The sequence below is a fragment of the Halomicronema hongdechloris C2206 genome (assembly GCF_002075285.3).
Classification (GTDB): Bacteria; Cyanobacteriota; Cyanobacteriia; order Phormidesmidales; family Phormidesmidaceae; genus Halomicronema_B; species Halomicronema_B hongdechloris.
Genome location: NZ_CP021983.2, coordinates 5,236,873 through 5,249,365, shown reverse-complemented (window position 1 = coordinate 5,249,365; position 12,493 = coordinate 5,236,873). Strand labels below are relative to the sequence as shown.

At 57.9% G+C, this 12,493-nt stretch carries 11 protein-coding genes; 4 read left to right on the top strand and 7 right to left on the bottom strand.

Annotated elements, in window-relative coordinates; translation table 11 throughout:
- The 3 genes from treY (at nt 1) to XM38_RS23970 (ending at nt 5,144) form a co-directional block, all read left to right on the top strand.
- Nucleotides 1-2,838, top strand: coding sequence for a malto-oligosyltrehalose synthase (gene treY, locus XM38_RS23980; RefSeq protein ID WP_080805201.1), 2,838 nt, complete (start codon nt 1-3; stop codon nt 2,836-2,838).
- A 63-nt stretch (nt 2,839-2,901) separates the two neighbouring features.
- Nucleotides 2,902-4,410, top strand: coding sequence for a trehalase family glycosidase (locus XM38_RS23975; protein WP_225889403.1), 1,509 nt, complete (start codon nt 2,902-2,904; stop codon nt 4,408-4,410).
- A gap of 65 nt (nt 4,411-4,475) precedes the next feature.
- Nucleotides 4,476-5,144, top strand: coding sequence for a DUF2293 domain-containing protein (locus XM38_RS23970; protein ID WP_080805240.1), 669 nt, complete (start codon nt 4,476-4,478; stop codon nt 5,142-5,144).
- Nucleotides 5,145-5,167: 23 nt separating this feature from the next.
- Here XM38_RS23970 and XM38_RS23965 read toward each other — a convergent pair whose 3' ends face one another.
- From XM38_RS23965 to XM38_RS23955, 3 genes are all read right to left on the bottom strand, one after another.
- The gene (locus XM38_RS23965) at nt 5,168-5,467 is read right to left on the bottom strand and encodes a hypothetical protein (RefSeq protein ID WP_202978959.1); all 300 of its coding nucleotides are present in this window, start codon (nt 5,465-5,467) and stop codon (nt 5,168-5,170) included.
- Nucleotides 5,468-5,579: 112 nt separating this feature from the next.
- Nucleotides 5,580-6,791, bottom strand: coding sequence for a pyridoxal phosphate-dependent aminotransferase (locus XM38_RS23960; protein ID WP_225889402.1), 1,212 nt, complete (start codon nt 6,789-6,791; stop codon nt 5,580-5,582).
- Between the two features lie 32 nt (nt 6,792-6,823).
- Nucleotides 6,824-7,591 carry a class I SAM-dependent methyltransferase gene (locus tag XM38_RS23955; protein WP_187329529.1) on the bottom strand — a complete coding sequence of 256 codons (768 nt, stop codon included), beginning with the start codon at nt 7,589-7,591 and terminating at the stop codon, nt 6,824-6,826.
- A gap of 147 nt (nt 7,592-7,738) precedes the next feature.
- Here XM38_RS23955 and XM38_RS23950 point away from each other — a divergent pair, with 147 nt between their 5' ends.
- A complete protein-coding gene (locus XM38_RS23950; RefSeq protein ID WP_088431292.1) occupies nt 7,739-9,487 on the top strand; it encodes a hypothetical protein in 1,749 nt (582 codons plus the stop codon).
- Here the strand turns inward: XM38_RS23950 and XM38_RS23945 are convergent.
- From XM38_RS23945 to XM38_RS23930, 4 genes are all read right to left on the bottom strand, one after another.
- Complete coding sequence (locus XM38_RS23945; RefSeq protein ID WP_080805205.1) at nt 9,459-9,992, bottom strand: SixA phosphatase family protein; 534 nt, start codon at nt 9,990-9,992, stop codon at nt 9,459-9,461. The genes XM38_RS23950 and XM38_RS23945 overlap by 29 nt on opposite strands.
- Before the next feature lie 6 nt (nt 9,993-9,998).
- The gene (locus XM38_RS23940) at nt 9,999-10,829 is read right to left on the bottom strand and encodes an SDR family oxidoreductase (protein ID WP_080805206.1); all 831 of its coding nucleotides are present in this window, start codon (nt 10,827-10,829) and stop codon (nt 9,999-10,001) included.
- A complete protein-coding gene (locus XM38_RS23935; RefSeq protein WP_088431290.1) occupies nt 10,826-11,515 on the bottom strand; it encodes a type 1 glutamine amidotransferase domain-containing protein in 690 nt (229 codons plus the stop codon). The genes XM38_RS23940 and XM38_RS23935 overlap by 4 nt, the downstream gene beginning before the upstream one ends.
- Before the next feature lie 114 nt (nt 11,516-11,629).
- Complete coding sequence (locus tag XM38_RS23930; protein WP_080805207.1) at nt 11,630-12,427, bottom strand: MOSC domain-containing protein; 798 nt, start codon at nt 12,425-12,427, stop codon at nt 11,630-11,632.
- Nucleotides 12,428-12,493 lie beyond the last annotated feature (66 nt).

Here is a 12,493-nt window from a genome sequence, read left to right as displayed (position 1 = left end):
ATGCGTATTCCCATCGCCACCTATCGACTCCAAATGCGGCCTGAGTTTGGCTTTAGCGATGCTCAGCATATCCTGTCGTATCTGGCTGAACTGGGCATTTCCGATATCTATGCGTCCCCCATTTTCAAAGCTCGCCAGGGGAGCGGCCACGGTTACGACATCGTCGATCCCAATCAGCTCAATCCAGAACTGGGCAGCGAAGACGACTTCACGGCCCTGATGGACACCCTGCACGACCTGGCCATGGGCTGGGTGCAGGACATCGTCCCCAATCACATGGCCTATGACAGCCAGAATCCCTTTCTGATGGATATTCTGGAGCATGGCCCCGACTCCGAATATGCCGACTACTTCGACATCGAATGGGAACATCCCTACGACGACTTCAAAGGCAAGTTGCTCACCCCGATGCTGGGGGACTTCTACGGTAAATGCCTAGAAAACGGCGAAATTCAGCTTGACTACAGCGCTGCTGGTCTCCACATCAACTACTACCATCTGCGCATTCCCCTGCGGATAGAATCCTACGCCCGTTTCCTCACTCACGATCTGGGGCGTCTCTCCCGCAGCCTCGGTCGCAGCAGCTCTGATTTCATGAAGCTGCTAGGGATTCTCTACATCGTCAAGAATATCTCCGCTGAAACCACCGGCCGGGAACGCAAAGACCAGGTCGAATTCGTCAAAGACCTGCTGTGGGAACTCTACAGCAGCAATGACGACGTCAAAGCCTTCATCGACCACAACCTCAAGCTGTTCAATGGCAAAGTCGGTCGCCCCGAGAGCTTCGAACTGCTCGATGGTTTGCTCTCTGAACAATTTTTCCGGTTAGCCTTTTGGAAAGTGGGAGCGGAAGAACTCAATTACCGCCGCTTCTTCACCATCAATGAGTTAATCTGCGTTCGGGTCGAAGATCATCGCGTCTTCCAGAAAACCCATCACCTGATTAGCCAACTGGTGCAGTCAGAGCATTTCACTGGCCTCCGCATCGACCACCTGGATGGCCTCTATGATCCCACCCAATATCTGCGGCGCCTGCGGGAGAAACTCGACGATATTTTCCTGGTCGTGGAAAAGATTCTCGAGCTGAATGAAGAGCTGCCCAATTGGTGGCCGATCCAGGGCACCTCTGGCTATGACTTCTTGAACCAAGTCAATAGTCTGTTTTGTTGTCAGGCCCATGAATCGGCCTTCAACGACATCTATCGTCAGGTCAGTGGCGTCACCGACCGCTATGCCGACATGGTGATCGCCAAAAAGCGCCTGATCGCCGAAACCAATCTAGTCGGGGATGTGGACAACCTGGCTCACCTGCTGAAGCGCATCGCCGGCCAGTACCGCTATGGCCGCGACTTTACCCTCAGTGGCCTCAAAAAGAGCATCTTAGAGGTGCTGGTGCAGTTTCCTATCTACTGCACCTATGTCAATCGCAATGGCATCAGTCAGCGGGATCAACACTATATCGAAACGGCCATCGCCCAGGCCAAGCAACGCATACCTCAACTGGTGAACGAACTCACCCTGATTGAAAAACTACTGCTGCTGAATTTCGAAGATTTTCTGTCTGACGACGAAAAAAATCAGTGGCTGCACTTTGTCATGCGCTTCCAGCAATTTTCTGGCCCCCTGATGGCCAAGGGCATTGAAGATACCCTGTTCTACGTCTACAACCGGCTGATTTCCCTGAATGAAGTGGGGGGCCATCCCGACCACTTTGGCATCGCCATCGACGACTTCCACCACTTCAATCAAAAGACCCTAGCCCATTGGCCCCATGCCCTCAACGCCACCGCCACCCACGACACCAAACGCAGCGAAGACATGCGGGCCCGCCTCAATGTGCTCTCGGAAATTCCCCAGGAATGGGCGCAGCAGGTGCACCACTGGCAGCAGCTGAACCAGCCCCATAAGCAAACGACTGCTAAACGGGTGATTCCCGATGCCAACGATGAATATTTTCTCTATCAGACCCTGGTGGGCATCTATCCCTTTCAACAGATTCCCTACAGCAATGGTAAAGACGATCATTTCGGCACCGACCATGGCACCTTCCTAGAGCGCATTACCCAGTATGTGGTGAAGGCCGTGCGGGAAGCTAAGGTCTACACCGCCTGGCTACGGGCGGATACCGAATACGAGGCCGGATTTATCCGGTTCGTGCAGGCGATTCTCGATCCCAGCCCAGACAATGAGTTCTTCCGGGCATTTCGTCCGTTTCAGGAAAAGGTGGCCGCCTACGGCCTCTACAACTCCCTGTCCCAGACGCTACTGAAGATTGCTTCCCCGGGGGTGCCTGACTTCTACCAGGGCACTGAACTGTGGGATTTGAGTCTGGTCGATCCCGACAACCGCCGCCCGGTAGACTACGACGAGCGTCTATCCTTTCTGCAGGAGATTAAACGTCGCTGCCAAACCGGCATGACTAGCCTGCTGTCTGACCTGAAGGCCACTCGTTATGACGGTCGCCTGAAGCTGTTTTTGATTATCCGGGCCTTGGCGGCGCGGCAGCAGTATCTAGAGGTGTTTCAAACCGGTGACTATTATCCCTTAGTGGTCAATGGTCAGTTTGCCGACCATGTGATTGCCTTCGCCCGCCATGCCGGCAATACCACCGCCATTGCCATTGCTCCCCGCTTCTTGACCAGCTTGATTACTCCGGATCAAGAACCGCTGGGCAATGCCGTCTGGGCCGATACCCATGTGAGCATTCCCAGTGCTCTGCGGGGGCCCTGGCAGGATGCCCTCACCGATCTTGAAATCTTAGACCAGTCCCAAATCTCTATCGGCAAGATTCTACAAACCTTTCCCGTGGCCCTACTCATTAGCCGTGATGATCGATAACGTGGGGAAAGAATTAATTAATGAAATGTCACAGTGATCGCCCACGCAGTCCCGCCATCGATAGTGACGGCTGAACGCCCTACTTCTGATCAAGTCACCGCCATCCGCACCTATATCCGTGATACTTGGCAGACCCTGTCCCGGTCTCTAGCCCATGTGCTGGAAGCCGCTAAGGATGCCAAGATTGACCATGTGCCGGGTCAGCCCTGGCCCCTTTATATCTCCAATCGACAGGAGCAGGTGGCCGTGGAGGCGGCGCTGCAAGCGGTGCTCTCACCGCAGGAGTATGCCCAGATTCAGATCCGGGTGCTGCCGGCGGAGGCGGACGAGATCGTCGACCATGGCTTACTCTACCTGCCCCACGATTATGTGGTGCCGGGCGGGCGTTTCAATGAGATGTATGGCTGGGACAGCTATTTCATTCTGTTGGGGTTGCTGCGGGATGGCCAGGTGGCCATGGCCCAAAGCATGGTGGATCAGTTTATTTACCAGATTGAGCACTATGGGGCGGTGCTCAATGCCAATCGCACCTATATGCTCAGCCGCTCCCAGCCGCCGGTACTCACCCTGATGGTGCTGAAGCTGTTTGAGTATACCTGCGATCGCACCTGGCTGCAGTCAGTATTACCCGCCATCGAGAAATACTACTTTTATTGGACCGTTCCTCCCCACCTCAACCCAGCCACCGGCCTCTCCCACTACAATGCCCTGGGCCACGGTCCTGCCCCGGAGGTGCTGGCCTCAGAGCGAGATGAAGCCGGTCGCACCCACTACGACCGGGTACGGGAGTATTTCAAACACATCCCCGTCGAAGACTATGACCTCAGCCTCTACTACGATGCCGACCAGGACTGCCTGACCGAACTCTTCTACCAGGGAGACCGCTCCATGCGAGAGTCTGGCTTCGACATCAGCGATCGCTTCGGTCCCTTCAGCGCCGACATCATTCACTATGCTCCCGTGTGTTTAAATGGCTTGCTATACCAGATGGAGCGCGATATTGCCCTGATCCATCAGACCCTAGAGCAGCCCGCCTCGGTCCCCATTTGGATAGATCGGGCCAAACAGCGCCATCGCCTCATCGACGACTATCTCTGGGACGATGACATTGGCCTCTATTGCGACTACAATTTCCGCACCGGGCGACGGCGCCACTATGAATTCGCCACCGCCTTTATTCCCCTCTGGGCAGGCATTGCTGCTCCCCAGCAGGCTCAACGATTGGTAGACAACCTGTGGAAATTCGAGGCCCCAGGGGGACTCCTCACCAGCACCCACGTCTCCGGCAATCAGTGGGATGCCCCCTTTGGCTGGGCTCCCTTGCAGCTCTTTGCCGTTTATGGCCTGTACCGCTACGGCTATTGCCAAGAGGCCGAGCGGCTGGCGATCAAGTTTGTCAATCTCGTGATTCAGGAGTTCGAAAAGAGCGGCACCATCGTCGAAAAATACGACGTCGAGCGCTGCTCCGCCGATGTGTCTGGGGAAATCTTGTTTGGCTACAGTTCCAATGAAATTGGCTTTGGCTGGACCAATGGTGTCATTCTGGAGTTACTCGCCCTCTTAGACCTATGAGGAGAATAGGCAATTCGTGAAAGCGATCGCTGCCGAGGTCGTTGCCAACGTGGGATGGTGTCGCCGTGGGTCATGAACTGAAAGTCTTCATCACCTCATCTGAGGCCACATGTTCAGAGTGTGGCGATGAGCTGGGGCGACGGGCTTGGATCCAGCTGGTTGCAGACAAAGGAGCACTTTGCCTCGACTGTGCGGACCTGGCCCACTTGGTCTTTCTCCCAGCCGGAAACCCGGCCCTCACCAGACGCGCCAAGAAGCACTCGCCCCTGGTCGCGGTGGTGCTGCAATGGAGCCGCTCACGTAAACGCTACGAACGCCAGGGACTGCTGGTGACTGCTGACGCCCTCGAATTGGCTGAACAACAGTGCCTGGATGATGCAGACGCGAGGGAGCGCCAGCGCCAGAGAGCGGCGGCGAGACGTGCAGAGCTAGACGAGAGATTCCTGGCCGCTTTCGCCGACAAGATCAGACAGCTATACCCTGCGTGTCCAAAAGGGCGAGAACTGCTCGTTGCCAATCATGCCTGCCAGAAATACAGTCAGCGAGTAGGTAGGACCCAAGCCGCTCGCGATCTTGAGAATGCAGCCATACATCTGGCGGTCAAAGCCCACGTCCGCCATGCTGAGACCCCATACGACCAATTGCTCGGGCGTGGCCTTGACCGAGTAGAGGCAAGGGCCGCAGTTGACGATGCTATCGCTGCCACCTTAGACCTCTGGCAGACAGGCGCCTGACTCCGGAGTTAGGGACACTCGAATTACAGCAAGGCGGTTTCGATGTCGGAGGAGTCCGGCAATGCCGCTGTGGAGTCTAGCCCCTGGGTGCCACATTGAATACTAAGGGTCAGATCGCTCATGCCCCACAGGTCGAAAAACTGATCGGCCAATACGGCGCTGGCGGCGGTCATGTCGCCGTCGTCGCTGAGCAGTCCCCCTGGCAATACTCGGCCGCCATCGGTTTCTAGGAACAAGCGCAGGGCACCATCGTCCTCTTGGCGAATGAGTAACCGTCCGTAGGCCAATACTTGTCCAGCTCGGCTAATGATTGCGCAACGCATAGATCAGTCATGTTCCCAACGATTGTCTATTGATTAACACCATAGCGAACCGTCGGGATCTATACGCCCCCTCTCACCCCTTTTTGCTGCATGGAGACGCTATGATGCCGCGTTAGGTCAGTTGCGCCACCGCCTGCTCCAGCTGCTCCAGAGCCTGCTCAATGTTGCTGAGGGAATTGGCATAGGACAGGCGCAAGTAACCCGCACCATAGGATCCAAAGGAGGACCCTGGTAAGACGGCCACGCCGGCCTCGGTCATCAGGTAGTCGGCTAAGGCCCGATCATCTAGGGACAGCTGGGAGACATTGGCGAAGCCATAGAAGGCACCAGCGGGGGTGAGGCATTGTATCCCTGGGATCTGGTTCAATCGGGCCACCATCAGGTCCCGGCGTTGGCGGAAGGCTTGCACCATGGCCTCAACCGGCTGTTGGGCTCCCTGTAAAGCCGTGATGCCGGCCATCTGGGTAAAGGAGCAGGTGCAGGAATTGGAGTTGATCATCAGCTGGGTCAGTTTCTCGATGATGGCAGGGGCGGCCACGGCGTATCCGAGGCGCCAGCCGGTCATGGCGTAGGTTTTCGAGAAGCCATCCAATAGAATGGTGCGTTCCTGCATGCCAGGTAGGCTGGCAATGCTGTGATGGGGCGGATCGTAAAGAATGCGGGAGTAGATTTCGTCGGCCAGTACGTAGAGGTCGTATTGCCGGGCCAGGGTTGCGATCGCATCGAGGTCCTGGGGCATTAGCACGCCGCCGGTAGGGTTGTGGGGGGAATTGAGAATCAATAGCTTGGTGCGCTCCGACACCCGCGCCCGTAATTCTTCAGGTTGACAGCGAAACTGCACTGACTCTCGCAGGGGTAGGGGCACCGCCTTGGCCCCGACGAAGTTGATCACCGACTCGTAGATGGGGAACCCGGGGTCAGGATAGATGACCTCGTCCCCCGGCTCCACCAGAGCCAGCAGCGTGAAGAAGATAATCGGCTTTGCCCCCGGCATCACCACCACCTGCTCTGGAGCAACCGAGAGGCGCCGGGTGGCCCCGATATACTCGGCGATAGCCGCCCGCAACTCCGGCAATCCTGCCGCCGGTCCATAGCCGGTATATCCCGCCTGCATGGCCTCATAGGCCGCCTTGCAGATGAAGTCAGCGGTGGCAAAATCCGGCTGCCCGATCTCTAGGTGGATGATTTCTTTCCCCTGGGCCTCGAGCTGTTTGGCCTTGGCCATATACTCAAAGGCCGATTCGGTACCCAAGCGGTCCATTCTGGCGGCAAAGGGAATCATGGCAGTTACCTCATAGGCGATCGTCGGCAGACAATGGGGCATAGGCTGCGGCCCCGGAGCTGGCTCACCAGGCGTCAGCGTAGCTCTGCTAGATAGAGATTGGTCTGATAGACCAACGTCAGAGCTGCCCCTGCCTCAGTCCAGCGTTCATAGAGGGCCGTCACATCCTCTAGAAATTGTTCATAGGCCGGCCCCTGCTTCGGCATGTAGGAGGCGCTGAGGGAGCGACCGATCAGGGCCGCTAGTGTCAGGGGTTGGGGATAGGTCATGCTCAGGTGACGCACTGGCGCAAACCGGGGATGCCGGCGCAGGGCCTCCAACCCATGGCGGTAATAGTGATTGATGAACTCTCGGTCCGCGGCAATTTGCACCAGCTGGCGATAGGCGGCCGTCAAGGGATCTGACAATTCCCAATCGTTCCACATCAAGGCTAGGCGACCTCCCGGCTGCAAAATGCGACTGAATTCGTCTAACGCCGGCATCGGCTCACACCAATGGAAGGACTGGCAGCAGGTGACCAGGCCGACGGCGTCATGGTCTAGGCCGGTGGCTTCCGCCTGGCCCTGGCGAAACCGCACCCGGGGATGGGGCTCGGCAGCGGCGGCCATGGCTTGGTTGGGTTCGACGGCGATGACGGTGGCTCCGGTAGCGGCCAGCAGCCGGCTGGAAATGCCGGTTCCAGCGCCGATATCGGCGATCTGCAAGCGGCTGGGATCGCCTAAGCCTGCCAGGATCGATGCGATCGCATCCTCAGGGTAACCAGGGCGATAGCGGGCATAATCTTCGGCTCGATCTGAGAATCGCCCCAACGGATTGCGGGTATGCAGGGACGCGGGATCCATTGACACCTCCGGGAAGACCATACCGCATTGTAATAAGTCGTCCGGGCCATGTTCGAGTACCGCCCCAATCGTGCCGCCATGTCCTAACCGAACTTCCTGACATCCTGCTGCATAATGAGGGACGTCCTGCATTGAAGGTTAACTGCCTTGCCGTTGCCTAGGATTTCTCGTGCCACCGTAGTCCATACCGCCGTCAGCCATCAGAAGCGGGGGTGGCTAGGATTCAGCATCCTCATCTGTCTGCTCTATGGCCTGCAATCCCTCGGGGTTGCCCTCGATAGTCCCTATGTGGTTCAAGACGATGCCAGGCAGCATATCTTCTGGATGCAGCGTTACTTAGACCCCAGCCTCTTCCCCGACGATCTGATCGCCGACTATTTCCAATCGGTGGCCCCCCCGGGATACAAGGCGTTTTACTTTCTCTGGACTAGCATCGGCATCAATCCCCTGCTGATCAGCAAATTTGTGCCGTTATTTCTGGGACTGATCACCACCCTCTATTATTTCGGCCTCAGCCTCAGCCTCTTCCCCGTTCCTGCCGGTGCCTTTGTCGCCTGCCTGCTCCTGAACCAGGGCCTGTGGATGGAAGATGATCTGGTGTCGGCCACCCCCCGCGCCTTTCTCTATCCCTTCTTTGCCGCATTCCTCTACTATCTCCTACGGAACGCCGTGGTTCCCTGCTTGATAGCCCTGGCTCTGCTAACCCTGTTTTATCCACCCATGGCCCTGCTGGGATTAGGGGTGCTCACCCTGCGCTTGGTCCGCTGGTCTGCAGGAGTACGGGTTTCTGCAGTGCCAAAGGACTGGATTCTCTGGGGTGGAGCCTTTTTGATCCTGGCCCTGGTTCTGGGTCCTTACCAACTCACCACCAACGAGTTTGGCCCCCTGACGACCGTGGCCCAGGCTCAGCAACTCCCCATTTTCAACCAGGTGGATGGCTACTACGGTCGAGCCTTCTACTTCCACGAGAATCCGCTGATTTTTTGGCTGGCCAGCCCCCGTACCGGCCTGCTCTTCTGGGGGGTAATGTCGCCGTTGGTATTGGTAGCCTTTGCCTTGCCGGTCTATGGGATCCGGCAGTCGCGACCGCCGTTGGCTCAGTTGCTCACCACCAGAGTCCATCTCCTCAGCCAGATTGCCCTAGCCGCCCTAGGCCTCTATGGCCTGGCCCACTGGCTGACGTTTCAGCTGCATTTTCCTAACCGCTATGTTTACCACGGGGCTCGCTTTGTCCTGCCCCTAGCCGCCGGCATCACCTTGACGATCTATATCGGCACTCAGTTTAGACGTTTCCGAGCCGACCAGCGGCGACGGCATCGCGTTAGACAGCAGCTGGGCTTAGCCCTGCCGCTGGGGTTAGTCGCGGTGGTGATTTTGTTACCGTTTTCACCCCGGTTTTCCGTCGCTAACCAACTCTACGTCACCGGGCAGGCAACGGAACTATACCAGTTTCTGCAGCAACAACCCCACGCCACCCTAGTGGCCTCGATCGACGCCGAGGCCAATAATCTGCCCACCTTTGGCCGTCGCTCCATCGTGGCGGCTCGCGAATATGCCTTACCCTATCATTGGGGCTATTTCAGTCAACTGCAACGGCGAACTCTGGCCATGATTGCGGCCCAATATAGTCCAGAGCTGGCCTCAGTGCAGCGCTTTGATACTGAACTCGGGGTAGATTTCTGGCTGGTGCACAAACACGCCTTTGCCCCCGATTATGTGGAGAACAATCGGCTGCTGAAGGAATTTGCCCAAACCGAGCACGTGCTAGAGAACTTGGCCTCAGCCCCTACCCCCGCCCTAGCGAACCTGACGGTCTCCTGTGCTCGGCTGACCACAGAGCGCTACTGGCTACTGGAGGCCAGTTGCATCAATGCCCAGGGGGATGCAGGTCCTTGAAGTCTCCTTTGCTGAAGAACTTCGGCGGCAGCAACCAGAGCAATTGCCCTACGCCCCTATCTACTGTCTGCCAATCCGCTACTTGACAGTCAATGCAGAGGAGGGCAGCAGTAGGTACCCGCAACTGGCCGCCGCCAATCAGGGCTGCCGCCAATGCCGACCAAGTGGGCTCGTGCCCAGCCAACAGCAAGGTTTGGCTGGTCTGGGGCGCTTGCCGAATCTCTGCCAGCACTTGATCTGGTGTTGCCTCGTAGAGGGCAGCACTCACCCGTATTGGGCAGGACCACTGACCCGCTTCCGCCGCTAACTCCACTGTCGTTCGCGCCCGCACTGCTGATGAGGTAATGACGGCGTCGGGAGAATACTGGGACCGAGCCAATACTCGCCCCATGAGTTGGGCCGCTTGTCGCCCCCGTTTCGAGACAGGCCGTTCGTGGTCTGTGCTGAAGTCAGCGTCCCAATCTGACTTGCCGTGGCGAAACAAGAGTAATTGCTTACTAGCCATGGGAGATCAGTCCTTGAGTTGGTCAAAGCTGGGATGGCGCAACGCATACCCAGCGGCCTTGATTTTTTGGTTGGCGATACGGGCGTTGTAGCTGCGACTACTGGGTTGGGAGGGATCCCAGGTGACCGCCGGTAAGCCATGGCGATGGCAGACCCGATCGATCAAGGCCCGAATCGTGGGAATCTCATCCTGAACCAGGTTGTAGAGCCCCTGCAATTGATGCTGACGGACAAAGTCAATGGCCCCGACGATGTCGTCTAAGTGAATCCAATTACTGGGAGAGTTCCCCGTGCCAGGCCGGGTGCTGCCGGCAGACCGTTGAAAGATGCGGGCCAGGTCGCGTTCGGGACCATAGATGCCCCCCAGCCGCAAGATACACACCTTCAGGTCAGGTCGGTTCCTCTCCAGCAGCACTTGCTCCGTCTCGATCATGATCTTGGCGTTGGCCGTGGCGGGCTGCGGCGGCGTATCTTCTCTGACCCATTGGCCCTGGTGATTACCGTAGACAGAGCAGGTGCTGGTAAACAGGAGCTGACTCAGGCTGGGGATGTCTGGCAGCACTCGTGCCAGGGTTTGGGCGGTACGCAGGTAGGTCTCTTCGTAACTAGCTCCCCGGCCTCTACCCACAGAGACTAGGAGCAGGTCGTGATCGACCAGTAACTGCCGTAGGCCCGCCTCGTCGTCCCCGCGCACCACCTGGACGCGGTCAGCCACGGCCTGCAGTGCCCCTACCCGTTCTGAGCGGGTAGTGGTGGCCGTCACCTGCAGGCCCAGGCCTTGCCAATGGCGGGCGACGGCTTGACCCACATAACCGGTGCCGAGAATTGCCGCTCTCATGCCGGTACCCGATTGAGGGCGGCTAAGACGGCCTCAGCGGTTTGCTCCGATGAGGGTGGATTTTGCCCAGTGATTAAATTCCCATCGGTGACCACATGGGGCTGGAAGGGCTCGGCCTGACTGAAGCGGCCGCCTAAGTCTACCAGGCGAGATTCGAGGGCGAAGGGCACCAGGTGATCGAGCTGCACTGCTGCCTCTTCGGCATTGGTAAAGGCTGTCAGGGAGCGACCATTGAGAATGGAGTTTCCTTGAGAATCCTTGGCCTGCACCAGGGCAGCTGGGCCATGGCAAACGGCCCCAATCACTTTACCCTGGTTCCAGAAGGCTTCCACCAGGCGGGCGACGGCCTCGCTACTGGCCAGATCCCACATGGGGCCGTGGCCACCGGGGAAGAAGAGAGCATCGAAGTCGTCAGCGCTGATGGCTGGCAGGGGCGAGGTATGGGCCAGTTTGGCCTGGGCCGCGGCATCTTGTTGAAAGCGTCGGGTGGCGTCGGTTTGAGAATCGGGCTCGGTGCTACGGGGATCAATGGGGGGATGGCCGCCAGCGGGGGAGGCGAGAGTGATGGCAGCCCCATTGTCCAGGAAGCTGTAGTAAGGGGAGACAAATTCTTCTAGCCATAGGCCAGTCAGCTTACCGCTATCTCCCATGGCACTGTGGGAGGTTAAGACCATCAAGATATTCATGGTGTAGAGTCTCCGAGTGAATCAGGGCTAAGTGGTTATAGGGGCTTCCCTGGTGATTTTAGGGGCAAGGGGATAGCATTGACGACTTTTGGGAGACTGGAGTATTTCTGCCTCCTAGGAGTCTGATGGCGCGGAGGAGAGATACACCGGATCGCCGACGTTGATGGCTGTTTCTCCTTGCCCTCTGGAGGCACGGGTGTTGACAGCCAATCGATAGAAATGGTTAAACCTGGAGCGGTCGGCCCAATCCGGCAAGGTGGCGCGGCGCTGGCCCATGAAGGTCTGCTGAAAGGCGGGAGTGGCGGCCCCGGTGAGTGTATCGCGGACGGGGACTACGCAGCGTTGGCAGGGGTTCACCCCTTGGAGTTGCAAGGTACCAATCTGGAAGGAGACTTGGGTTCCCTGGGGTCCGTACAGCTGGTCTTCCCAGAAGGCGGGGACTCCGGCAATTTCCAGGTTGGTGCGGAATCGTCGCCGCACTTCCTCTAGGGTCAGTTCCGGATACCAGCTGGCGACGGTTTCTAACGTGGCAGTGCTGATTACCGTGGGACCAGGGGACTCGGTGTCGTCGGGGAAGCCTTGGTCGGGGTTGTGGCCCAGGTGCACGGGTTGCTGGAAATAGTCACTGAGCCAGGCTTCTAGCTCAGGCCGCTGCTGCTCTAGGTGGAAGGTGACCTGAGCCTGAGTGTCCTGCCGGGTCAGGGTGAGGGTCTGGATGTCATTGCTAAAGGCACTGCGTAGGTGGTGGACGCGGGCGTTGCGCTTGCCATTGATGAAGCGACCTTGCTGGTCGAAGAGGGCATAGGTGCGATCGCACCTTAAGGCCCCGCTGGGCAACACCGTTGTTTGGGATACCGTTATGCCATCGAGGGACTTAATGGGATATAGAGCAATACGAGCTAAATAGGCCATCGCGTTAGAGAGATATCGATGCAGTGGGTGCCGTAGCCACCCATTAGGAGAGGGGGTCACCAGAGC

What these genes read in the sequence shown, in the direction of transcription:
- treY (WP_080805201.1), top strand. Translation starts at nt 1, where the DNA reads ATGCGTATTCCCATCGCCACCTATCGACTCCAAATGCGGCCTGAGTTT.
- XM38_RS23965 (WP_202978959.1), bottom strand. Translation starts at nt 5,467, where the DNA reads ATGCGTTGCGCAATCATTAGCCGAGCTGGACAAGTATTGGCCTACGGA.
- XM38_RS23960 (WP_225889402.1), bottom strand. Translation starts at nt 6,791, where the DNA reads ATGCCCCATTGTCTGCCGACGATCGCCTATGAGGTAACTGCCATGATT.
- XM38_RS23955 (WP_187329529.1), bottom strand. Translation starts at nt 7,591, where the DNA reads ATGGATCCCGCGTCCCTGCATACCCGCAATCCGTTGGGGCGATTCTCA.
- XM38_RS23945 (WP_080805205.1), bottom strand. Translation starts at nt 9,992, where the DNA reads ATGGCTAGTAAGCAATTACTCTTGTTTCGCCACGGCAAGTCAGATTGG.
- XM38_RS23940 (WP_080805206.1), bottom strand. Translation starts at nt 10,829, where the DNA reads ATGAGAGCGGCAATTCTCGGCACCGGTTATGTGGGTCAAGCCGTCGCC.
- XM38_RS23935 (WP_088431290.1), bottom strand. Translation starts at nt 11,515, where the DNA reads ATGAATATCTTGATGGTCTTAACCTCCCACAGTGCCATGGGAGATAGC.
- XM38_RS23930 (WP_080805207.1), bottom strand. Translation starts at nt 12,427, where the DNA reads ATGGCCTATTTAGCTCGTATTGCTCTATATCCCATTAAGTCCCTCGAT.